At 33.3% G+C, this 23,431-nt stretch carries 20 protein-coding genes; 16 read left to right on the top strand and 4 right to left on the bottom strand.

Annotation, left to right across the window (positions count from 1 at the left end; all coding sequences use genetic code 11):
- Positions 1–66: 66 nt before the first annotated feature.
- A complete protein-coding gene (locus C7N71_RS04000) occupies positions 67–960 on the bottom strand; it encodes a LysR family transcriptional regulator (protein ID WP_105987849.1) in 894 nt (297 codons plus the stop codon).
- Positions 961–2,681: 1,721 nt separating this feature from the next.
- Here C7N71_RS04000 and C7N71_RS08320 point away from each other — a divergent pair.
- The 7 genes from C7N71_RS08320 to C7N71_RS03965 all read left to right on the top strand — a co-directional run bounded on the left by C7N71_RS08320 (position 2,682) and on the right by C7N71_RS03965 (position 10,462).
- Positions 2,682–2,906: a pentapeptide repeat-containing protein gene (locus C7N71_RS08320; RefSeq protein WP_404799021.1), complete on the top strand. Its 225-nt coding sequence runs from the start codon at positions 2,682–2,684 to the stop codon at positions 2,904–2,906.
- A gap of 77 nt (positions 2,907–2,983) precedes the next feature.
- On the top strand, positions 2,984–4,480 hold the full coding sequence (locus C7N71_RS03990; protein WP_105987847.1) for a hypothetical protein: 1,497 nt from the start codon (positions 2,984–2,986) through the stop codon (positions 4,478–4,480).
- A gap of 155 nt (positions 4,481–4,635) precedes the next feature.
- Positions 4,636–6,054, top strand: coding sequence for a hypothetical protein (locus tag C7N71_RS03985; protein ID WP_105987846.1), 1,419 nt, complete (start codon positions 4,636–4,638; stop codon positions 6,052–6,054).
- Positions 6,055–6,156: 102 nt separating this feature from the next.
- Positions 6,157–6,435: a type II toxin-antitoxin system Phd/YefM family antitoxin gene (locus C7N71_RS03980; protein ID WP_105987845.1), complete on the top strand. Its 279-nt coding sequence runs from the start codon at positions 6,157–6,159 to the stop codon at positions 6,433–6,435.
- Positions 6,428–6,691 carry a Txe/YoeB family addiction module toxin gene (locus C7N71_RS03975; RefSeq protein ID WP_105987844.1) on the top strand — a complete coding sequence of 88 codons (264 nt, stop codon included), beginning with the start codon at positions 6,428–6,430 and terminating at the stop codon, positions 6,689–6,691. Before C7N71_RS03980 ends, C7N71_RS03975 begins: the two co-directional genes overlap by 8 nt.
- 130 nt (positions 6,692–6,821) lie before the next feature.
- Positions 6,822–8,603 carry a glycosyltransferase family protein gene (locus C7N71_RS03970; protein WP_105987843.1) on the top strand — a complete coding sequence of 594 codons (1,782 nt, stop codon included), beginning with the start codon at positions 6,822–6,824 and terminating at the stop codon, positions 8,601–8,603.
- Between the two features lie 77 nt (positions 8,604–8,680).
- Positions 8,681–10,462 carry a glycosyltransferase family protein gene (locus C7N71_RS03965; RefSeq protein ID WP_105987842.1) on the top strand — a complete coding sequence of 594 codons (1,782 nt, stop codon included), beginning with the start codon at positions 8,681–8,683 and terminating at the stop codon, positions 10,460–10,462.
- Positions 10,463–10,501: 39 nt separating this feature from the next.
- Here C7N71_RS03965 and C7N71_RS03960 read toward each other — a convergent pair whose 3' ends face one another.
- The gene (locus tag C7N71_RS03960; RefSeq protein ID WP_105987841.1) at positions 10,502–13,090 is read right to left on the bottom strand and encodes a glycoside hydrolase family 70 protein; all 2,589 of its coding nucleotides are present in this window, start codon (positions 13,088–13,090) and stop codon (positions 10,502–10,504) included.
- 151 nt (positions 13,091–13,241) lie between these two features.
- Between C7N71_RS03960 and C7N71_RS03955 the strand changes: the two genes are divergently transcribed.
- Positions 13,242–15,002: a glycosyltransferase family protein gene (locus tag C7N71_RS03955; protein ID WP_105987840.1), complete on the top strand. Its 1,761-nt coding sequence runs from the start codon at positions 13,242–13,244 to the stop codon at positions 15,000–15,002.
- A gap of 29 nt (positions 15,003–15,031) precedes the next feature.
- Here the strand turns inward: C7N71_RS03955 and C7N71_RS03950 are convergent, their stop codons facing one another.
- Together C7N71_RS03950 and C7N71_RS03945 are read right to left on the bottom strand one after the other, a co-directional pair.
- Complete coding sequence (locus tag C7N71_RS03950; RefSeq protein ID WP_140921703.1) at positions 15,032–15,580, bottom strand: competence protein ComK; 549 nt, start codon at positions 15,578–15,580, stop codon at positions 15,032–15,034.
- A 191-nt stretch (positions 15,581–15,771) separates the two neighbouring features.
- Positions 15,772–16,383: an SGNH/GDSL hydrolase family protein gene (locus C7N71_RS03945; protein WP_225361876.1), complete on the bottom strand. Its 612-nt coding sequence runs from the start codon at positions 16,381–16,383 to the stop codon at positions 15,772–15,774.
- A gap of 178 nt (positions 16,384–16,561) precedes the next feature.
- Between C7N71_RS03945 and C7N71_RS03940 the strand changes: the two genes are divergently transcribed.
- From C7N71_RS03940 to C7N71_RS03905, 8 genes are all read left to right on the top strand, one after another.
- Entirely contained in the window at positions 16,562–17,389 is an 828-nt protein-coding gene (locus C7N71_RS03940) for an alkaline phosphatase family protein (RefSeq protein ID WP_105987837.1), read from the top strand.
- Between the two features lie 87 nt (positions 17,390–17,476).
- Complete coding sequence (locus tag C7N71_RS03935; protein ID WP_105987836.1) at positions 17,477–18,718, top strand: NupC/NupG family nucleoside CNT transporter; 1,242 nt, start codon at positions 17,477–17,479, stop codon at positions 18,716–18,718.
- 181 nt (positions 18,719–18,899) lie between these two features.
- Positions 18,900–19,637, top strand: coding sequence for a 16S rRNA (guanine(527)-N(7))-methyltransferase RsmG (gene rsmG, locus C7N71_RS03930; protein WP_105987835.1), 738 nt, complete (start codon positions 18,900–18,902; stop codon positions 19,635–19,637).
- A gap of 19 nt (positions 19,638–19,656) precedes the next feature.
- Positions 19,657–20,424: a ParA family protein gene (locus tag C7N71_RS03925; RefSeq protein ID WP_105987834.1), complete on the top strand. Its 768-nt coding sequence runs from the start codon at positions 19,657–19,659 to the stop codon at positions 20,422–20,424.
- Positions 20,414–21,295 (top strand): ParB/RepB/Spo0J family partition protein, encoded by an 882-nt coding sequence (locus C7N71_RS03920; RefSeq protein ID WP_105987833.1) that lies wholly within the window; start codon positions 20,414–20,416, stop codon positions 21,293–21,295. Before C7N71_RS03925 ends, C7N71_RS03920 begins: the two co-directional genes overlap by 11 nt.
- A gap of 17 nt (positions 21,296–21,312) precedes the next feature.
- Entirely contained in the window at positions 21,313–21,504 is a 192-nt protein-coding gene (locus C7N71_RS03915) for a DUF951 domain-containing protein (RefSeq protein WP_105964102.1), read from the top strand.
- Between the two features lie 28 nt (positions 21,505–21,532).
- Complete coding sequence (gene ychF, locus C7N71_RS03910; protein ID WP_105987832.1) at positions 21,533–22,633, top strand: redox-regulated ATPase YchF; 1,101 nt, start codon at positions 21,533–21,535, stop codon at positions 22,631–22,633.
- Between the two features lie 15 nt (positions 22,634–22,648).
- Entirely contained in the window at positions 22,649–23,377 is a 729-nt protein-coding gene (locus C7N71_RS03905; protein ID WP_105987831.1) for a DUF1129 family protein, read from the top strand.
- Positions 23,378–23,431: the final 54 nt, after the last annotated feature.

The raw sequence follows: 23,431 nt of genomic DNA, 5'->3' as shown, positions 1-23,431 counted from the left end.
TTAAACTAACTAATATCAATACGCAAAACACCCTCGTCATTTAATTGGCGAGGGTGTTTTTGTACATTATTTTAATAATTTATCGGGATAAGTTTCATTAATGAATTCACGCACACAACTGATCATCTTTTGCGTAGCCGGCGTTTTCATCTGCACTTCATTCATTACTAAGAAGATGGAACGATAATAAGCTTCATCAAACGGATAGGCAGTAACATGGGAGTTCTGCTTATTAAAAGCCAACCTAGGTAAAATCCCCATTCCGAGTCCAGCTTCCACCATTGCGATAATGGATTGATCATCAATACTGAACTGAATGGAGTTTGTTTGGACCTGATATGCATCAAGGACTTTCTTAGTATCCCCATCATAATCAGACTTCTGTAAAATAAAATGTTCATTTTGGGTATCTTCAATGGTAATGGAATGACCATTTTGGGGGACAAAGCCCTTCGGCGTAAGACAATAAATCTGATCTTGCACCAATAAGACCTTAACTAAGTTTTCATTAATGGGCTGACAGGTGAAACCTAAATCAATATTTCCTTGGTGTGCTTGGGTCGTAATGTTATTAAAACTACTTTGTGTAACTTCAATCTTGATATTCTGATATCGTTCCCGAAATTTGTGCACAATCCCTGGCAGCCAACTAATGCAGGCACTACTAAAAGCACCGAGTTTAACAGTTCCAGCAGTTAAGCCTTTAATATTGTCTGCTTCTTGGGTTAGGCGATTTTCGTTATTCAAAATTTCTTGAATAATGGGTAAAACTAACTTACCATTAGCAGTCAAATTTACTCCAGAGCGGTTACGAATTAAGAGGGAAAAGCCCATTTGCTTTTCTAACTTATCAATTGAATGAGAAATTGCCGAAGGCGTAACGTCTAATGCTTGTGCAGCATGGTGAAAACTGCCTTCATTAATAACGGTTACGAAGGCCCGATAAGAAAAAGAAACCATAATATTATCCTTTCTGAAAAATATCTTTAAAAAGATTGTACTCGTTTTTGCAAAATTGTGCGTATTTTTTGACAAATTTGCGGGGATGTTTTACTTTAAATGTGTTATTGATAATATGAATATTGCATCTCCTTATCAATTAGATTACAAAGCAATAATTAAATTGATATTTGAAATGAATTTATTTATAATATTGGTAATGAAGTTTATTAGGTAAAAATTTTACATAAATAATTTTAAACCTTTGGTTTGGTGATTGTTTTATGTTATAATTCTTTTGCTTGATGAATTACATAAAATTATATTGGAGGAATATATAATGCAATCTAGTTTAAAGAAATCATTATATTTAGGTCTAGCTGCTTTAAGTTTTGCTTCAGTTGCTAGTGTAACAGCTAATGCTTCAAATGCTAATGCTGCTAAGAAACATGCTGCTGCTAAGAAAGTAACTTACAAGACTACTAACAAGGACTTAGACCAAACAGTTACTTTTAAAGCAACTGGTAAGAACGCTGTTTACAATAAGGCTGTAGGTAAGAGATCAGTTGTAGCTTCAAAGGCTGACATGGCTTCAAAGGCTAACTCAAAAGACACTAAAGACTTATTCATGGCATACCAAGAAGGCGTTACTTCAAAGGGTGTTCACTACTACAAGGTAGTTTCATTTGACAAGAAGGTTCGTGGTTTTGTATACAACAAGGGTGTTGCTAAGACTAACACTACTGTAGCTGCTGACAAACCATCAAACACTGTTGGTTACTTGAATAACACTAACCGTTTCTTCAACAAAGCTTACGGTTCACAATTCAAGACTTCTGTTAAGAAAGATTACAACAATTTGAATCTTGCTGCTGATCAATTCACTGTAAGTGATGCAGTTAAAGTTAACAATGACCAAACATACTACTATGTAACTGACAAGAACAACCAATTAGTTAATGGTTGGGTAAACTCAGTATACTTTAGTAATAATGTTACTCCTGCTGCTCAAAAAGCAATGGATGCTAAGAGTGCTGTTAATGCATCATTTGTTAGTTCAAGCAATCTAGGCTCAACATTATTTACAGCTTCAGTAAATCCTAAGGTTCAAAATGATGGTAAATATCTTAACACTGACGTTTTAAGTTCTCTTAATGAACAACTTAAGGGTCGTGGTTACCAACCAATTACTGATTACAACAATGTTCATGCAACTGTTAATGGTAGTTCTGTAGACTTTAAGGAAAATGGTGAAACTGCACAAGGTACTAATGTTACTGTAGAAGTTAATCCTGATGATCCAGCTGTTAAGAATACTATTCCTTACACAGTTCAAGGTGTTTCTACTAACGGTTACCAACAAACAGTTACTCCAGTTTCAAATGGTAACTTGAAGGCTGTTAACGTTGATAATAGTTTATATAACTCATTATTCAAGGGTACACCTAACTCAGCATTTAACTATGCTAACTTCAAGAGTCAATTATTAGACTCAGGTAAGCCATTGAACTTACTTTCAAACACTGATGGTAAGACAACTTACAAATTCAATGCAGCTGCTACTGAAACTCATGCAGCCAACCCAGCTTTATTTGATTCAAACAACAAAGCTATCTCAAATGCTACATTTAGCGATGTTCAAAAAGAAAACAATGGTGCTGGTTTGAATCTTGTATATGATGTAGTTACACCAAATGGCACAACTACAACTACTGTAAACTCTAACGACACTAACATCTTTGGTGGCTCAAGTGCTTCAAGTTCAGCTAACTCAAGYTCAGCTAACTCAAGCTCAGCTAACTCAAGCTCAGCTAACTCAAGCTCAGCTAACTCAAGCTCAGCTAACTCAAGCTCAGCTAACTCAAGCTCAGCTAACTCAAGTTCAGCTAACTCAAGTTCAGCTAACAAATAGTTTCTTATATAAAAGAATGGATTTATTCCATTCTTTTTTTATACATATAAAATAGTTTAAATATGTGGAATATCTTTACATTAATGTTACAATCATGTTTGTATATTAAATTATTAGGAGGAAGTATTTTAAATGCAAGTAAATCTTAAAAAATCATTATATCTAGGACTTGCTGCATTGACTTTTGCTTCAGTTGCTGGTGCTTCAACTGCTTCAGCTACTACTGCCAATGCTGCTAGTCATCATGTTACTAAAACAACTAAGAAACATGCTAAAAAGGCTACTAAGAAACACGCTAAGAAAGCTGCTAAGGCAGTCACTTTCAAAGTAACTAAATCATTAGATCAATCATTAGTTTATAAATCAACTGGTAAGAATGCGATTTTCACTAAGCCAGGTGGAGTTAAAGATAACAAACTAAAGGTTTCTAAGAGTGATATGAGTTCCAAAGCTAACTCTACATCATCCAATGATTTATTCATGGCTTATCAAGAAGTTAGAACTTCAAAGGGTGTTCACTACTACAAGGTAGTTTCATTCGACAAGAAGGTTCGTGGTTATGTCTACACTAAGGGTGTTCAAAAAATTGATAACCCAACTACCCAAGCTGCTAAGCCAAGTAATACTGTTGGTTATGTAACTACTAACAACGTTTATAACTTACCAGCTGGCTACAAGTTTGGTGCTGATAGTAGTGTTAAGAACTTTAGTGGCATTAACTTTAGTGCTGATAAGTTCAATGTTGATGATGCAGTAACTGTATATGGTGGTGACACTTATTACAAAGTTAGTGATCAAAACAATCCATTAATTAATGGCTGGATTAAGTCATCAGACTTTAGTAATAACATGCCAGATTCAGTTAAGAATGCTCAAAATACTGCTCAAACTGCTGCTAATGCTATTCATGTAACTTATGTAAGCAGTTCTAATCTTGGTTCAACTGTTATGACTAAGGACCTTAATCCAGCTAGTTTACAATCTAATGGTACTTATAATGTTAGTGACGTAGCTGCTGCTATTGATAATTCACTAAAGGGTAGCGGTTATGACTTGATTAATAATAATTATAGTGCAATTAGTGACAAGGGTTCTAATTTAAACAGTGCTAGTGTTATAAATAAGGGTGAAAACATCACTGTAGTGGTTACACCACAAACTCAAAGTCACCAAATTAATTACACTGCTTCTCAATTAATTCATCCTGATTCATTTAACCAAAGTCTTTCAACTATTTCTAGTTTGAAACCACTTAATATTTCAACTAACACATTTAACTCATTATTTACTGGTACTGATAATAGTGCTTTTAATTACAGTAATTTCAAGTCACAATTATTGGGCTATGGTGAACCAATGTATCAATTAACTAGTAACGATGGTAATATTACTTACACATTCAATGCCGGTTTAACTGAAACATATGCTGCTAACCCTGCATTATTCAATACTAATAATCAATTAATTCCTAATGCTACATTCAAGGATGTAAGTAATCAACAAATGAGCAACAATGCTAATATTAAAGGTCTAAACCTTATTTATAATGCTAAGAACAACCAAACTGGTCAACAACAAAATGTCTCAGTTAATGGTAATGGAACAACTACTTTATTTGGCAATAAATAATATTTTAGATTCGTAAAGGTCATGGACATTCCATGGCTTTTTTATTTTATTAATATATTGGTATAAAATATTAATATTTTAATATTAACGTTAATATCAACGACCAATTTTATTATGTGATATAATTGTGCTAGTAAAATTTAGGAGGCATACTAATGAATAAAAATTTGAAAAAATCATTATATGTTGGAATTGCTGCTTTATCATTACTCACCTTAAGCAATCTAAATGTGAATGCTAAAGGTAAAGCCACTGCCGCACATCACCAAACTAAACAAGTACAAAAACACGTTAAAAAAACAACCAATAACAAAGTGACTGCTGAATACAGTCCCTTAAAAGTTTCTACTGACAATGCTTATGTTAAGTCGACTGGAATTGTAACTATGTTTAACAAGCCCGGTAAATTAGGCAACGCCAAAGTCGTTGCATCTAAGACCACTATGAAGAAATTAGCTAAGTCGAATTCACCTAAGGATATTTTCTATGTCTACGAGATGGCTAAGACTAACAATGGTTTATACTATGCCAAAGTCGTTACTTTAGGTGGTAAATATCGTGGTTGGATCTATGCTGGAAAAACTGATTTTGCCAATGATTTAACTAAGATTGATAAGGGAACCGGGATTACTGCTAAGAATCCATTACAATATGCTAAGATGCCTAAGAATAAGACTGGCTATCATGTAACTTCTTCCTTATGGACCACCCCTAATTACAGTCGTATTAATTCCAAGGTATTAGACTTTAACAAAAAAGAATATGCTAAAGACACTTTTAGAATTGAAAGTGCAGTTGCCAACACACAAGGTTGGGTTTATTACTATGTAGTTGATGAACAACATCCTAAGATTAATGGTTGGGCCTTTCATAGTAGTGTAAAGGGCAAGCATGCTAATACTAAGAAGAGAGCTCCTGCTAAGAAAGCACCAGTGAAGAAAGAATCCAAGAAAAATAACAAGCAAAAAAATGATCAACCAAAAATTGATAACAACGATGACATTACAGATGGTAAAACCCCAACTACATCTAACAACCAACCTAAGCAAACCAATGGTTACACTTTGAAGTTTGTTAACCAAGCTACCGCCCAAGTGGTTAGTCAACAAACCGTGGGTGTAAGTGATTTAACCAATACGACTAATCCATATCCAGCTGCCAACACTAGTACTGTAGCTAAATACTTACCAAGTGGGTATGGTTTCTATCAATATGGCAATGCGGTAGCATCATCTGGTAGTGTTACCAATGGGGGCCAAGCCGTGATTTATGTTGCTAAGAACCCAAGTATTAACAGCGTGAAACTAAACCTACGTATTTTTGATAATACGGGGGCAGCCAATCCGGTTAATATGAATAGTAATGGGACTAACAGTATTTTAAATGCCCAACAAGAATTAGTTGATATGAATATTATGCAAGGCAGCGTTGTTACGACTGCTCAAATTCAAAAAGTATTAGCTGATAATGGTCTAACAGTAGTACCAGGGAATAATGGATCAGCTAACTTTGCTTATACCGATGCGGGATTAGTTCAAGGTAGCAATCCTGTAATTAATGTTTATTATCGTTAAGATTAAGGAATCCTTTTAAATAGGATTCCTTTTTTTGTACAAATTATTGTACAAAAAAATATATGTATGTATAATGATATTAAAATAAAAGGAGGAGTTTATATGGCTATTAATGCTACTTCAACTTATAATTTAAGAAAAAATTTTAAAAAGTATGCAGATGACATAAATAAATATGATGATACGGTTTTAGTTACTGGTCCTAATAATCGTAATGTTGTTCTCATTTCTGAAGACCAATATAATTCTTGGCAGGAAACTAATTATCTATTAGGAAATAAAAAAAATCTCGATGCAATTACAGAATCTTTGAATCAATTAAAGGATAATGATAGTAAGGTGCTTACGCCAGAAGAATTTAAGGCCATGCAGCATGGCTAGATTTAATTTAGAATTCTCTAATAAATCTTTTAAAGAATATCTTTATTGGCAAAATTATGATCGAAAAACATCAAAAAAAATAAATAAACTATTGAATGAATTAATAAGAACACCCTTTGATGGTGAAGGTAAACCAGAACCACTACAAAGTAATCTTTCTGGAATGTGGTCAAGAAGAATTAATAAAAAAGATCGACTAGTATATATTGTTCTAAAAGATAGAATTCAAATTGTTCAAATGAAATATCATTATTAGTTCAAAGCACTTACCTTTAATTTTTGGTTAAGTGCTTTTTCATTAGAAAATATTTTAATTAATGTGGATATTTTCAATAATTGTACTAAGATGGTGATAGATTAAATTTACATAATTTAGGAGTAATGTAATGCAAAAATTAAAAAATATTTTTAATAAATTTTTATCTTTTAAATTTGCGCCACTAATTATCTTCTTAATCATGGCGTTATTAATGGTCAGCCGCCAATTATGGACGCACACACTCTTCTTTGGGGCTGACTCACTATTTCACTTCAACCGTTTTTATGACACTGCTATGCAGCTAAAAACGGGCAAATTCAGTTATTTTCAAACTAATTTTGGCTTTATGCAGACTGGTCGTATTTTAAGCGCATTATATGGACCCATTATCGCTTATTTAGGCGGTGCCATTTTATTATTATGTGGTAGTTGGTTTAAATTTCAAATTGTTTTGAATTTAATCGTCTTAGTCATTGCTGGACTCACGATGTATCTATTGAATATGAAGAATCATGTTACGCGTGGTTATGCGATTTTAATTGCCATTATTTATATGTATTCTTCACAAATTGTGCAGTGGGTCACTAGTCAACAATTTACGGCCTTTGGGGCAGCGTTGTTACCGCTCTTAATGATTAGTGGTACGAATGCGATTCGCAAGCATGATGTTTCAGTCTTAGGTTTAGCGTTAAGCATGTCCTTATTAATCCAAACCCATTTGATGAGTAGCATGATTGGAATGCTCGGCTTGATTCCCTTATTCTTGGTGGGATTAGTAACGGCCACTGATAAATGGAAATTAGTTCGTCATACTTTATATGCGGCAATTATAACCATATTTTTGACGATTAATGTTTGGTATAATTTATTATTTATTTCGTCTACTAATAAGTTACTGTCAGTTTATCCGGTACCACATTTGCGTACTTATGGTTTCAACTTTAATTTATATTCAATTATCAATATTTTTAAACCTACGGAAGCCATTTTATTTTTATTTGTGATTGGTTTTGTGATTTACAGATGGAAACAAATTAGTTTAACCACTAAGACGTTAACGGTTACCGGACTAGGTTTTATGTTAGTATCGTGGAGCCATTTTCCATGGGGCATTATTCAACGAATCATGCCCAGTTTAACTTATACCTTACAGTTTCCTAAACGATTCTTAGTTTTGCCATTTATTATGATATTACTGGCTTTAGGGATGATTATGACTTATGAACAAGCTAACAATCATCAATTCTTTCACCGTGAGCAATGGTGGCGGTTATTATTAGTTGCCGTGATTATTGTGGGGAGTCTAGGGTTAGACTTTTACTCTATGAATGGACGTATCTATCGTTATGATCAAACTGCTAACAGCCATAATATTAGTAATTATCATGATAGTTCGATATATTATTACTTCCGTAAACATCATCGCAATGTGAAATTGGATATTGATAGTTCTCATCTGGGCTACTTGGTTCATGATGTAATCAAGGCTTCTCCTGATTATGTGCCAGTGAAGCACTCAATCAAAGGCTTTAAACAATACAATGCGTTTAATCCATATTTACTAGACTATCATCAATATATTGGTAAAAATGCAGTATCTCACTTTAAACATAAAGTTTGGCGTAATGGTGGGCTTTCAGTGATTTGGCATAGTAAAAAAGCGAAATGGACCCAAGTTCCATTAGTTAAGTATGCTGATACCAAGGTAACTTTAAATGGAACCAAGTTGAAAAAAGTGCATACTACTAATTTAGGTGCCGTGATTGTGAAAGCCAAAGCTGGCAAAAACCGAGTCACAATTCAATATCAACGAGATTTCATGACTCGATTAATGATGGTTATTTGTATGTTGAGTTGGTTAAGCATTCTGGGATATTTCATATTTAGTAAAATTGTAACTAAACTTTAATTAAATTTGGGTTTAAAAAGCTAAAGTGCAAACTTATAATTAAATTAAGAAAAATTTTAAAATGAGGTTATTATTTTATGGATTCCTTTAAACATTTTTTTAAACGGTGGTGGGGTTCTAAATTGGCCCCATTTATTGTTATTTTGTTAATGGCAATCGCACTAATGAGTAAGCAATTATTAACCCATTCAGTCTTATTAGGTGCTGATTCCATTTTTCATTTTAATCGGTTTTACGATGCTGCCATGCAGATCAAAACGGGTAAATTTAATTATTTTCAGTCCAATTTTGGTTTTGATCAAACTGGTCGAGTCGTCAATGCCATTTACGGACCGGTCGTATCGTATCTTAGTGGAGCCTTATTAATTCTATGTCGTAATTGGTACATGTTTCAGTCGGTACAAGCAATTATCTTTCTAACTATTGCGGGATTGACCATGTATTTGTTATGTATTAAGAATCATGTATCTCGTGGTTACGCCATGGTGATTGGTATTTTATATATGTATTCATCTCAATTAATGGGTTGGATTACGACACAGCAATTTGCGGGTGTCGGTGCCATGTTAGTACCACTCTTAGTATTAACTGGAACGGAAGCTATTAAGAAAAAGCGGATATCAATTCCTTATTTGGCATTAGCAATGACTTTATTAATTCAAACGCATATTATGAGTACAATTATCGGCTTTATTGCCGTTATTCCATTGTTTTTAGTTGCGTTGTTGCACACTAATCATAAATTTAAAATGATTGTACATACTTTCATTGCGGCGATCATTACGTTAGCCTTAACGGCAAATGTTTGGGGTAGTGCATTGGAACTATTTGGCAACAACTATTTAATGCCAGTTTTCCCAGTAGATAATATGGAAGATTATGCTTTTAGATTTGATCATTATTCATGGTTTAGTCTAGTTAAACCGGTTGAAATGTTAGTATTTTTATTTGTGATTTACTACTTTATACGTCATTTTAAACGCTCTGATTTGATTACTAGAACGTTGACCTTTACTGGAGCCTTCTTCTTATTAGCTTCAACCACTTTGTTTCCATGGCAAACGCTCCAAAAGTTATTTCCATTTTTATCTTCCAATTTACAATTTCCTAAACGTTTCTTAGTGATTCCATTTGTGATGTTGCTACTAGTATTTGGGAAGATTTTAACGGCGGATCATCATGTTTTAACTTTACGTGCATTTAATGAACCTAAGTTGTTCCGCTATGCTTTATTGTTTGCTTTAATTGGCGTTAACATGGGAATAAATGGTTACAACATGGACTTTAAAGTTGATAAGTCGAATCAGATGGTGGCTAATCACTACCCATGGGCACCCATTGCCCATGCTTATATGTATGTAAAACACAATCATCATACGATTAAGCAAGATTTCTTTGGTGATAACTGGCAATATTTAATCCGTGACATTAATAAAGCCACGCCGGACTATTTACCAGTTAAGTCTAATTTGCAACCTGATGATTATACGAAATTGCATCCTTACTATACAGCCCATTATCAATTAATCATCCCTAACTTTAATAATGATTTTAATAAGCAAGTTAATGCTGATGGTTCATTGACTGTGAGTTGGAAGAATAAAGCTTTGACTAGTAAAAATGTCCAAGTTCCAGTGGTTAAATATGCAAATACTCAGGTGACTTTAAATGGTAAAACCAATGCCAATGTTAAGACCACTGAAATTGGAGCAATTATTGCGCACTCTAAAGTCGGTAAAAACACAATGACCATTAAATATGTTAATAATCAACAATTTAATTTATTAATGATTGTATTCTTAATCAGTTGGTTATTGATGATTATTTATTTAGGTGCTAAGTTAATATTTAAATTTTAAATAAAAAAGCCTTTCACATGAAGTGAAGGGCTTTTATATTTATTTAAGGTTATGTTTATTATCATGATTTAAACTATAATATTGGTTAGTTTTACCATCTTTTAAAATGTAACCCATCCCACGACCTTGAATACTAGTTCCATTCAAGTATTTAGCTGACCATTGTTTAATATGCTCATTAGCGTTAATTGGTTTACCAGTGGAAGTTTGGATTTGTGTGAAGAGGTCAGGGTACTTAGCTTTCAATTCACTTAAGAATTTACCACCATATTGAGCTTGATAATCTTTGCCAGAACTCTTAGTTTTAGCATAATATAAATCATTTTTTATATGTGATTTCTTCATGTAACGACCATAGCCATCAATACGTTTAACAGCAGTTAGTTCATGACCATTCAAGCCATATAATTGATTCATTACATAATCAGCCATGGTATGAACCCCTGATTGATGTAGTGCTTTATTAGCATCAATCATTTGATCAACAGTACCATACTTAGTACTTTGACCATTCATTCCTAAATTATAACGATCATTAAAAGCATAACCATTATTTTCCAATGAATCTACAAATGAATGATCATTTTTTACTGACATGTAATGACCAGGAAATTCAACGTCAGTAACCCCTAATGATTTAAAGAAGTCACCACTTTGGGCTAACTTAACATCCGTTTTTTGACTGTTATTAGTAGGATTAGGTTGGAGTGATGAGAAACCTTCATATGCGACATGGGAATCTAATGCTGAATTAGCATGGAAGACATTACCATCTTTACTTGGGGCACTAGAAGCTGGGGTACGCACATCTTGGTTATCTTTAGCACCCACTGGAACCCATGTAGATAGGTAACCCGAAACTTGCGGATTTTTAACACCTTGTACTTGTTCAGCGTTTAAAATTAATTGCCCCTGATCATTGGTAGTAACAGTTTTATCTTTAGCATCACTATCATTGTCATAAATATTTAAACCGCTTGCTTTACTCATTAACAATGGGCGGAATTGTTGATTTTTATGAGCGGCACCTAAATCAACTACTAATTTATTATTTAATTTTAAGTTTTGTTGATTAGAAGTCACGGTGACAATTCCTGAGTTCCGGCTATTTTCATCAGTAGGCTTGAAATTATCTTTACCAAAACGAACTGATGACATAATCTTACCATTATCATGCATTCTGATTTCTTGACCACCAGCAACGTATTTCATTCTAGCCTTTAATAATTCTGTAACTGCATTATAATAAATGGTTTTGTTAGCCATGTATTGACCACCATCAACAAATAAATCACCATAATAGACACGTGGAACCATATCTTTATTAGTTAACAATAGTGAATAGGTTGATGGAATGTTATATCCAGCATACTTTTTGTTGGTCTTTTTGATGTCATTGTCATAAATCTGAATGGCTTTTTGCAATGTTTTATGAGTAGGGGCATTAGGGTTTTCTTTGGAGATGCTACTAATGACATTGCCCACCAGACTTTGCACACCGTCATGAACGTTCATAAATGAATAATTAGGAACTTTGTCATTTTCAGTATAATCACTGGTACGTTTTACCCAATCTGTATCAATTAATGATTGAAGGGATGTTCTTTGTCGAGTAGGTTTAGTAAACGTATTCAATAAAGCATTCGTTAAGTTCATGTCATGCGTTAAGGCGCCAAAATGGTCACGAGTAGTGGCATTCACAGAGCCTCTAACTCCATCTTCAAGTAAGTTTAAATGATTATTACTATTTTTATCATTGGTCATATTGAAATGATCTTTGAAATATTGTTCAGCAATTTGGGTCACATCATAATCCAAACTACCAGTGGCATCTTCACGACCACCATCAAAATTACCATCGGCTCCCTTACCCAAAATAGAACTAGTATTCATTAGGTAATGAAGATTATTTAAGTCTTCAGCTTGGACGGCGGGATTAGAATTATCCACATCGTTAGCTAAAAGTAATTCATAGTTCTTGGTATTTTCAATTTTTTGTAGAGTGAAAGCACGACCTAAGTAACGATATTTAGAATTAGCATTAGGTGTTAATTTATTATTAACAAACTTAAAGCTTCCACCTTGTAGGTTAGCCCAACCATAAGTAGGAAATTCACTTTTAATATTCCACATGGCTTGGCGATTAATAAATTTATTCATGGTAGTTCTGAGCCATTTGGTACTATGTTGTTGCTTAATTCTTTGTTCAATCTTTTTTTGAATTTTATTCGTAGCTTTTTCTAAAGTTTTATCACTACTATGTTGAGTGACTTTTTGGTGCTTATTACCTAGGCCATTTTGATTAAAGTAATTTATGTAGTTAACCTTAATACTCTTATTAGGCCACCAATACATTAAAATTGGTCGATAATCATTATGTTTAGAATTTACCCAATGGGTTCCGTTCTTAAGGACTTTCTTTGGTTGATACCAAGTATCAGCAGTTAAATAACCATTGACGTTTTGCACGTATTGCTTAGTATATTTTACTGGTTGGTTATTATGACTAATTGCCGCATGGACATTATGATTTAACATAAGGCCACTAATAGAAATCCCTAGGGTGATGGCGGTTGCCGCTATTAGACGATGATAACGGTACTTTTGATGCTTTAAATTTTTACTCATTCATAAATACTCCTATCAATATAATTTCATATTAATGTTATCATATATAAATACTATTGGTAGTTATATTTTTAAGGGTATCAAATTGAAAAAAGATAACGCCAAGTTTAAGATAATAAATATACATAATTTAATAATTAGAAGGTTCGTAATGAATAAAATAAAAAATCTTTTTCGACGACTATTGCGCGCTAAGATGACTCCTTTTTTATTAATCTTAGTGATGGCCTTAGTTCTACTAAGCCGCCAAATTTATACCCATTCTGTTTTTTTAGGGATGGATTCAATTTTTCACTTTAACCGTTTTTATGATTCTGCCATGCAAATTAAGCATGGTCATTTTAGTTATTTCCAAATGAATTATGGTTTTTCACAAAGTGGACGGGTTATTAATGCCGTTTATGGACCATTTATTTCATATCTCAGTGGTCTTTTATTATTACTGAGTGGTAGTTGGTTTCATTTCCAAGTTTTAGAAACACTGTTGATTCTGGTAATTGCTGGGATGTCGATGTATCTATTATTGATTAAGAATCAAGTGCAACGTAGTTATTCCATCTTGCTAGCTATTTTTTATATGTACTCTTGTCCTGTCGTTTCATGGTTGTTAACGCAACAGTTTACGGGAATTGGGGCTGCTTTTATGCCATTATTAATTCTAGCTGGGACGCAATTTTTTAAAGGCCATCGTTTTAGTATAATTTATTTAGCTGGAGCGATGGCATTAATGATTCAAACGCATTTAATGACGAGTTTAATTGGTTTTATCAGCTTAGTGCCAATGTTCATTGCTGGCTTCTTTATGACTGATTATAAATGGATTTACTTTAAAAGAGTTTGTTTAGCTGCCATTTTATGTTTACTAATGACGTCTAATATTTGGGGATCATTATTACAGTTATTTCACAATAATTTTTTGATGCCAGTATATCCAGTGCCATCGATGACCTTTTTCTCTTTTAAATTTTCAATTTATTCTTGGACCAGTTTGATTAAGCCAGCCGATTTTGCGTTGTTTATCTGGGTTTTATATATGTTGGTTCGTCACTTTAAGCATTGGGATATAAAGGTTAAAACGCTTAGTATTACAGGCTTAGTTTTCTTTTATTTATCAACTTATTTATTTCCCTGGGATAAAGCGATGCAAGTATATCCACATTTGGCATACAATCTACAATTTCCCAAACGTTTCTTAGTCTTACCATTTGTGATTTTACCGCTAGTGGCTGGTATTATGATGACTCAAAAGATGGCTAAACATGATTATCATTGGTTGAAAATCAGCAGTCTAATTTTAGCAATCCTTTTGGGATTAGGGATTAACTTATGGGCAGAAGGTTTTAAAAGTTTAAAATCCATTCATTTAGTTAATAATCAAACGACCGTGAATTTAACGCATGTTTACATGAATGATAAACGTAAACCAGATCAAATTAAGGCTGACTTTTACGGTAATAATTTAAGTGGATTGATTAATGATTTTACGAAAGCCGTGCCTGATTATTTACCAGTACGTTCTAAATTAGAACCGGTTGAATATAATAACTTGCATCCATACCATAAATCACATAAACAATTAGTGAAGAAAAATGCATCTAAAACTTATCACTTTGTTAAAACGGTGAATGCGGATGGCTCACTGACGGTGAAGTGGCATAGCCCATATCACCACAAATTAACTCAATTACCAATGATAAAATATACGAATACTAAAGTTATTTATAATGGTCAGGAAAAGGGTGTACAAATTGGAAAAATTGGTTCAATTATTGTACATTCTAAACATGGTAATAATACTTTAACGACTAAATATTTGGCTGGTAATTTATGGAAGACGATGATGTGGATATGTTTATTTAGCTGGATATTCTTTGTTTACATGTTGTCTTATAAATTAATTAATCGTAAATAAAAAGAAGCTGCTAAGTAGCAGCTTCTTTTTTAGTCATCCAATTTAGGTTTATTTTTTAATGACCATTGATTTAAACAATCTTTAATTGTAACTCTTTCGCCATTATATAATTGAGCATCCTTAAAAAGGATTGCTAAAATTTGGCATAGTTGTAACCATTCGCCATTAAAATAACTTATTAATTTATTTAAATCATCTAGTTTATTATTAACGTATTTTTCACTAATGGGTAAGCAGATAAATTGATTTTCTTTAAGCATAAAATCAGTATATTTACGATTCTTTAATGATGGTAAATGGTTTAAAAAGGCAACATTGATCCATGAATGATTACATTTATTACGATTAAATTTAGGTAGAGCAATAAATGACGAATGTGCAGTTAAGATTGGATATGTATGTTTTAAACCAAGACATTCGCAAAAATGATCTATTAGTTGTTTATTAGTGACATTATTTTCTTCAAGCATTTGATTAATGATGACATTAATTGATGTTTCAATCAGATAAAACCCTTGATTTTCTTCAATAATTAAAGTGGGGTAGCGTTTACTATGTTCACTAAAATCCAGTAGCATTATTACTTTATTCCATTTTGGCTTGTGTGTTTTAACCTTTCTTATAATATGTGAGTATCTTAAATCTTTAAAATTAACGTACTTAATATTATTGCTATGATTAATTGGAGCTTTGTCAATACTGCTCAGCAAAGTGTGGGCGCCTCCTTAAGCCGATAATTATAGAATATATCACATAAAGCTTAAGAGTGCTATTGTTTTTTGATAAATTCGGCAATCTTCTTTGCAATTTGATAGTAAGTTTGTGCAGTGGGATGGACATGCTGGTCATTATATTTTACTTGATAATTATCGTCATTGATAAAATTAGGGTAAAGAATACGCCAGTCTAGCACAGGGATATTGTATTTCTTATATGTTTGAGCTAAGGCATCTAGTAATTCATTAAATGTGTAGCTAGCAAAACGAACTTGTTCAGCTGCATTTTGATGTTCATCGTATCGTGTTAATGGCAAGATAGCAGTGATTTTAATATCTGGATTAGTTTTTAAGATAAAAGTTAGACAATTTTTTAATGTATTAATTACACTTTGCAGATTGTCTGCATTATGACCATAGTCATTAGTACCCATAAATAATATACATTGTTGATATGTGCTCCAATTCACACCATTGATTTCATTAGCTAAATCATCTTTAATAGTGGCACCATTAATGCCAAAATTATCAACAGGGCAATTCATAATTTGACTTAAATAATATGGATAGTTTTCGGTGATATCTTTAAAGCCATCAAATCCTTTGGTGACTGAATCGCCAATCGATGCAATTTTCATAATAAGATTCCTTTCTTGATTCTGCATAAATAATAACATGATTACGAATAGTGTTATAATATAGTTCCTTGGCAGGGGCAACAATACTTCTTAACAAAGCACTAGCTAATTTATATTAGCAGTGCTTTTTATTATTGACATGCATTAGAATTCTGCTAGAATTATTAGTTAAATAAAACTACTAACAGATTGGAAGTAATGGATCATGAATAAGAAACGAATTATTGTTTTAGATTTAGCATCCCTAGGTATTGGGGAAGCTCCCGATGCTAATCGCTTTAATTCTGTTGGTGTTGATACGTTAGGACATGTGGTTGAACATGCCGGTAATAAACTTGAAATCCCTAACTTAATTAAAATGGGACTAGGTAACATTAGATGGGATCATGAAATTGATGCAATTCCGCAAGTGACTAATCCTAGTGCCTTTTATGGTAAAATGGTTAATCGCATTAATACCAAAAGTAGTGGTGCAGGCTTACGCGAAATGTTTGATTTTGATACTAGCTTACGTACGTTATCTACAATGGATTTAATGTCTGAAAAACATATAAATATATCAATGATATCAAGCTTTGCTAGTTATTTAGAAAACCAAGACGATAATTTTTCGCTTCAAGTTCCTAATGATAGCAAAGCTTTTGTTGAATTATCAGCACAAATGGATGTTCAATTTGATGGCTTAATTTACTGTCAGCCGCCACTATTGAAAAGATTTTCTGATGAAGATGATGTTGACTCCTATGCTGATCAATTAAGCAATATTGATGCACAATTACCTGGAATCATTGAAGATTTATCAGAAGATGATTTATTAATCATTACTTCAACATTTGCAAATGATCCAAGTGTTAATGAATCGATTACCCGTGAATACTTACCTTTGATTGTTTATAATCCTTTAAATCGAAATGGTAAATCATTGGGAATTAAACGCAGTAGTGCAGCTATTTCCAATGCATTAGTGCAGAACTTTGACATTGATGATATTAAACGTGATTTAAAACCGAACTTTTTAAATGAAGTACTTTAATTGTAATCAATTGGAAGGGGTGATGCGCAACTAAAATAAGCTATTGTCGTATAAATTATTTTGTAGTAGAGAAAGGATTAGTTTTACATGTATTTGTTAGTTAACATATTAGGAATTTTAGTATTTTTAGGAATTGCATTTTTATTTTCAAAAGATAAAAAGAATATCAAATGGCGTTCAGTAATCACTGTTTTGATTTTAAACATGGTAATTGCTTACTGCTTGACTCAATTTGCTTGGGGTCGTGCGGCAGTACAAGCTGCTGCTAACTTCTTCGCAGTTTTAGTTCAAGTTGCTTATCAAGGAATTGCATTCGCATTACCAAGTTGGGTTCATATGAAACAAATGGACTTTGTGACTTCAGCTTTAATGCCAATTCTATTGATTGTGCCAGTCTTTGATATTTTAACTTATATTGGAATCTTACCATTTATTATTAAATGGGTCGGAAAAGGTTTGGCATACATAACAGGCCAACCTAAATTTGAATCATTCTTTGCTGTTGAAATGATGTTCTTAGGTAATACAGAAGCACTTGCTGTTTCAACTTTGCAAATTAAACGTATTTCTGCTCAACGTAATGTCGTCATTGCGATGATGTCAATGTCTTGTGTCACTGCATCTATTCTTGGTGCGTACACACAAATGGTACCCGGTCAATTCGTTTTAACTGCCGTACCATTAAACATTTTAAATGCTGTCATCATTAGTAGTATTTTAATGCCTACTAATGTCAGCCCAGAAGAAGATACTATCGCTAAAATGGGCGGTAGTAATAACAATGAAGAAAACAAAGAAGCCGCTGAAATTGGTGAAAAGGTTGAACGTGAACCTTTCTTCTCATTCTTGGGTGATTCAATTTTAGGTGCAGGTAAATTAATTTTAATCATTGTTGCTAACGTTATCGCATTCGTTGCTTTAGCTGCATTGATTGATAAAGTTCTAGGATTGATTAATCCTTCATTATCACTAGAACACATTCTAGGTATCATCATGTTCCCATTTGCTTGGTTAATGGGTTCTGATGTGCATACCGCTTTCCAATTTGCACAATACATGGGAACTAAATTAGTTACCAACGAATTTGTTGTTATGGGTGGCGTTTCCAGCAAAATCAATACTTTCGCTCCTCATTTCCGTGCTCAATTAACTGTCTTTCTAACATCATTTGCTAACCTTTCGACTGTTGGAATGATTATTGGTGCATTTAAGGGAATCGTTGACAAAAAATCAAATGATATTATTTCCAAAAATGTTGGTTACTTAGTACTATCAGGAATTTTAGTTTCACTAATGTCTGCTGGTATTGTGGGCCTATTCGTTTGGTAAAAAATAAATACAAAAAATTAGACAGCTATTGGCTGTCTTTTTTTTAGCATATTTAATGACTAATTAGGGGCTTATTCGTTATAATAAATAAGTATACTTACATATTGTAAAATATAAATTTTTCATTTAAAGTAGAGATAAACGTGAAACAAATTGATAGTTTCACATTAGGAGAATCAAAATGAATCMAGAAGAATTTAAAGTACAACTGGCATCAATGGGGATTGAACTATCTGACCATCAAATGCAGCAGTTCAACACTTACTACCAGATGTTAATTGAAACTAATGAACATGTTAATCTGACAACGATTACAGATGAATCGGCGGTTTATTTAAAACATTTTTATGATTCCATTACGCCGGCATTTTATGATTTGTCGTTACAAAATGATCATTTATCATTATGTGATGTTGGAGCGGGTGCTGGCTTTCCATCATTGCCAATGAAAATTATCTTTCCTAATTTAAAGGTAACAATTGTCGATTCTTTAAATAAACGTATTACTTTTTTACAAAATTTGGTTGATGCGTTAGGTTTAGATGGTGTTGAATTATATCATGCTCGTGCAGAAGAATTTGGTGGCAAAAAGTCTAAGCATCGCGAAAAATATGATGTAGCAACTGCTCGTGCAGTGGCTCGGATGAGTGTATTATCTGAACTATGTTTACCTTTAGTTAAGGTGGGCGGTAAGATGATTGCCTTAAAGGCAGCGCAAGCTGAAACTGAATTAGAGAATGGTAATCAAGCAATTAAGACTTTAGGTGGTCAAGTGGTTGCAGATGAAGAATTTTCATTGCCGGTATCAGATGATAAAAGACATATTATTATCTTAAAKAAGATTAAAAAGACACCTAAACAATATCCAAGAAAAGCTGGAACACCAAACAAGAAACCAATTGGTGAATCAGCAAAATAACTTATAAGGAGGTTTAAATATGGGATATGTAATTTCTTTAGCCAATCAAAAAGGTGGAGTTGGTAAAACTACCACTTCCGTTAATTTGGGTGCCGATTTGGCTAGTAATGGTAAAAAAGTATTATTAATTGATGCCGATGCCCAGGGAAATGCTACTTCTGGGGTAGGAATTAAAAAGTCTTCTATTAAAAAGGATATCTATGACATTTTAGTAAATGAAGAAGATATTAACGATGCCATTTTGCATTCAGTGCATGATAATTTAGATGTTGTTCCAGCGACCATTCAATTATCTGGTGCTGATATTGAACTAACCCCTCAAATGGCTCGTGAAACGCGTTTGTTGAATGCATTAAAAGCCGTTAAAGATAATTATGACTACATATTAGTAGATTGCCCACCTTCGTTGGGATTGATTACAATTAATGCTTTTACTGCTAGTGATTCAATATTAATCCCAGTCCAAAGTGAATACTATGCTTTGGAAGGATTAAGCCAACTATTGAACACTGTTAAATTAGTGCAAAAACACTTCAATCCAGATTTGAAGATTGAAGGGGTGCTTCTAACGATGTACGATGTTAGAACTAAATTAGGCCAACAAGTTAATTCTGAAGTTCGTAATTACTTTGGTGACACTGTTTATCAGACAGTAATTACCAGAAATGTTCGTTTATCAGAAGCACCAAGTTATGGTTTACCAATTATTGATTATGATCCAAAGTCTAAAGGATCTGAATTATACATGCAATTAGCAAAGGAAGTGTTAGCAAATCATGGCGAATAATAAGGGCTTAGGCCGTGGCATTGAAGCATTATTTGCTGATAATGATGTTGAAGAAGATCAAGAAGAAGTTATTGATTTATCTTTAGCCAAGTTATCCCCCAATCCATTTCAGCCTAGAACACATTTTGATACGCAAGCATTAAAAGATTTAACTTTATCCATTAAAAAGTCTGGCGTTTTTCAACCAATTATTGTTAGAAAACAATCTGGCAAGGAAGATTCATACGAAATTTTAGCAGGAGAACGTCGCTTTCGTGCTTCACGGATGGCTAATAAGCAGACCATTCCAGCTATTATTAGGGATGCTTCTGATGAACAAATGATGGAAATTGCAGTGCTGGAAAACTTGCAGCGTGAAGACTTGAACCCCATTGAAGAAGCTGAAGCTTACAATACCTTGATGACTAAATTAGATATTACTCAAGCCGAAGTTTCCAAAAGATTGGGTAAGTCACGTCCATACATTGCTAATTACTTACGGTTATTAGGTTTACCTACTGTAGTAAAAGAGATGTTGACCAAAAATCAACTATCAATGGGACAAGCGAGAACTTTACTGTCAGTTAAAGATAAACAAAACTTAATTAAACTAGCCAAACGAGCTTATAATGAAACATTAACGGTTCGTCAATTAAGTAAAGCGATTGATGAATTAACTGCTAAGCCTAAAAAGAAACGTAAGCCACGTCGTTCTACTAAGCAATCACCATTTTTACGTGCTTATGAAGATGAATTGCAAGATAAATTTGGGACCAACGTGAATATTGCTAGCAGTCGTTCTAAAAAGGGCAGTGGTAAATTAGAAATTAACTACACTTCTGATGAAGACTTGAATCGTATTTTGCAAATTTTAGATATTAATTTAGACTAGTAAAGGGGTAATATTATATGTATGCACTAAATGATATTGTTGAGATGAAAAAACAACACCCATGTGGTGCCAATGAATGGAAAATCATTCGAATGGGTGCTGACATTAAGATTGAATGTCAAAATTGTGGACACGTTGTGATGTTATCGCGTCGAGAATTCGAAAAGAAAATGAAGAAAGTTTTGAAAAAAGCAGACTCAGATAAATAAAATAATTAGAAAAGAGTGAATTGTAGATATGTCATTAACAGCAGGAATCGTCGGATTACCTAATGTTGGAAAATCAACACTATTTAACGCAATTACAAAAGCAGGAGCAGAAATGGCAAATTATCCATTTGCTACAATTGATCCTAATGTTGGGATGGTTGAAGTTCCAGATAGTCGTTTAGACCGTATTCAAGAAATTATTCCAGCTAAGAAGATTGTGCCAACTACTTTTGAATTTACTGATATTGCCGGAATTGTTAAGGGTGCTAGTAAAGGTGAAGGTTTAGGAAATAAATTCTTAGAAAACATTCGTCAAGTGGATGCTATCGTACATGTTGTCCGTGCCTTTGATGATGACAATATTACCCACGTTACTGGTAAGGTGGATCCAGTTGATGATATTGAGACAATCAATTTGGAATTAAGTATTGCTGACTTAGATGCTGTTAACAAGCGTTTAGGTAAAGTTCAACGTGCTGCTAAGAGTAAAGATGAAGATGCTTTAGCTGAATTAGCAGTTTTAGAAAAAATTAAGCCAGTCCTAGAAGCTGGTAAACCAGTACGTTCAATTGATTTTGATGAAGATGAACAAAAGATTGTTAAAGGTTTATTCTTATTATCATCAAAACCAGTTTTATATGTAGCTAATATTGCTGAAGATGACATGGCAGATCCTGAAAGTTCTAAATACTTTAAACAAGTCGAAGAATATGCTGCTAATGAAGGTGCTCAAGCTATCGGCATTGCTGCTGAAACTGAAGAAGAAATCGCCGAATTAGATGATGATGATAAGAAAACTTTCCTAGAAGCTGAAGGAGTTGAAGAACCAGGGTTAAATAAATTAATTCGAGCTTCTTATAAATTACTAGGACTAGAAACATTCTTTACTGCTGGTGGTAAGGAAACTAAGGCTTGGACTTACTTGAAGGGGACTAAAGCTCCTCAAGCTGCCGGTGTCATTCATTCTGACTTTGAACGTGGATTTATTCGTGCTGAAGTAATGGCTTTTGATGACCTAGATAAATTAGGGAGTGAACAAGCGGTTAAAGATGATGGTAAATTACGTGTTGAAGGTAAAGATTATGTTATGAATGATGGTGACATCGTTAACTTTAGATTCAATGTTTAATACAGGAGCTTTTATATGACGGAAGAAAAACGAAATGCACATGTACAACAAAAACACCATGATAAAGATAAAGAAGAACGTTCGCAGTTCGATAATATTGGTCTAACTAAACGTAATGCTGACTATATGTTTCGTTTTAATCGTGCTTTAAGAGGTACTGATTTAAGTGTAGATCGTAAATCAGAAATTATTAGTCAAATGAAAGATCAACTATTAGTTGAACAAAAACACGGAGCAACTGCTAGAAATCTTTATGGAACGGTGGAAGAACGAATTGATTTTATTATGAATCCACCTAAGAAACCTACTAAGTTAATGGACAATTTCTGGCCAAATGCTGTTTATAATATGTTATTCTTTGGTATTATTTTTAATATCCTTTATGGAATTACATTACTTATTTCTAAGGGTGGTCAAGTTGAACAATCAGCTGGAATTGTTTCAATTATCGTACTATCAATGCTTTCAGGAATTATCATGCCACTATTAACTAGAATGTTAGATTCGAATGTCCAACATACTTATAGTGGTTGGATGCGTGCATTATTCATGCTATTAATTATTATTGCTTGGGTATTATCATTTACACTATCCATGTCCATTCCAAGAGCTATTAATCCAGTAGTTCCATTCTACGTTAACTTTGTCATTGCAGCGGTTGCAATTGGTTTTGCTATCTATGTATACAGAAAATATACCATTACGGTTAATTTCTTTACACCTAACGCAAATCGTCGTAGATAAATAAAAAACACTAAAGGTAAATTTGACCTTTGGTGTTTTTTTTTGTATATTAGA

It is taken from the genome of Apilactobacillus timberlakei (assembly GCF_002993965.1).
GTDB classification, from domain to species: Bacteria; Bacillota; Bacilli; order Lactobacillales; family Lactobacillaceae; genus Apilactobacillus; species Apilactobacillus timberlakei.
This window is presented reverse-complemented; position numbering and strand designations above follow the sequence as displayed.

What these genes read in the sequence shown, in the direction of transcription:
- ychF (WP_105987832.1), top strand. Translation starts at nt 21,533, where the DNA reads ATGTCATTAACAGCAGGAATCGTCGGATTACCTAATGTTGGAAAATCA.
- C7N71_RS04000 (WP_105987849.1), bottom strand. Translation starts at nt 960, where the DNA reads ATGGTTTCTTTTTCTTATCGGGCCTTCGTAACCGTTATTAATGAAGGC.
- C7N71_RS03975 (WP_105987844.1), top strand. Translation starts at nt 6,428, where the DNA reads ATGGCTAGATTTAATTTAGAATTCTCTAATAAATCTTTTAAAGAATAT.
- C7N71_RS03915 (WP_105964102.1), top strand. Translation starts at nt 21,313, where the DNA reads ATGTATGCACTAAATGATATTGTTGAGATGAAAAAACAACACCCATGT.
- C7N71_RS03920 (WP_105987833.1), top strand. Translation starts at nt 20,414, where the DNA reads ATGGCGAATAATAAGGGCTTAGGCCGTGGCATTGAAGCATTATTTGCT.
- C7N71_RS03980 (WP_105987845.1), top strand. Translation starts at nt 6,157, where the DNA reads ATGGCTATTAATGCTACTTCAACTTATAATTTAAGAAAAAATTTTAAA.
- C7N71_RS03985 (WP_105987846.1), top strand. Translation starts at nt 4,636, where the DNA reads ATGAATAAAAATTTGAAAAAATCATTATATGTTGGAATTGCTGCTTTA.
- C7N71_RS03990 (WP_105987847.1), top strand. Translation starts at nt 2,984, where the DNA reads ATGCAAGTAAATCTTAAAAAATCATTATATCTAGGACTTGCTGCATTG.
- C7N71_RS03945 (WP_225361876.1), bottom strand. Translation starts at nt 16,383, where the DNA reads ATGCAGAATCAAGAAAGGAATCTTATTATGAAAATTGCATCGATTGGC.
- C7N71_RS03925 (WP_105987834.1), top strand. Translation starts at nt 19,657, where the DNA reads ATGGGATATGTAATTTCTTTAGCCAATCAAAAAGGTGGAGTTGGTAAA.
- C7N71_RS03940 (WP_105987837.1), top strand. Translation starts at nt 16,562, where the DNA reads ATGAATAAGAAACGAATTATTGTTTTAGATTTAGCATCCCTAGGTATT.
- C7N71_RS03970 (WP_105987843.1), top strand. Translation starts at nt 6,822, where the DNA reads ATGCAAAAATTAAAAAATATTTTTAATAAATTTTTATCTTTTAAATTT.
- C7N71_RS03935 (WP_105987836.1), top strand. Translation starts at nt 17,477, where the DNA reads ATGTATTTGTTAGTTAACATATTAGGAATTTTAGTATTTTTAGGAATT.
- C7N71_RS03950 (WP_140921703.1), bottom strand. Translation starts at nt 15,580, where the DNA reads ATGCTACTGGATTTTAGTGAACATAGTAAACGCTACCCCACTTTAATT.
- C7N71_RS03965 (WP_105987842.1), top strand. Translation starts at nt 8,681, where the DNA reads ATGGATTCCTTTAAACATTTTTTTAAACGGTGGTGGGGTTCTAAATTG.
- C7N71_RS03905 (WP_105987831.1), top strand. Translation starts at nt 22,649, where the DNA reads ATGACGGAAGAAAAACGAAATGCACATGTACAACAAAAACACCATGAT.
- C7N71_RS03960 (WP_105987841.1), bottom strand. Translation starts at nt 13,090, where the DNA reads ATGAGTAAAAATTTAAAGCATCAAAAGTACCGTTATCATCGTCTAATA.
- C7N71_RS03955 (WP_105987840.1), top strand. Translation starts at nt 13,242, where the DNA reads ATGAATAAAATAAAAAATCTTTTTCGACGACTATTGCGCGCTAAGATG.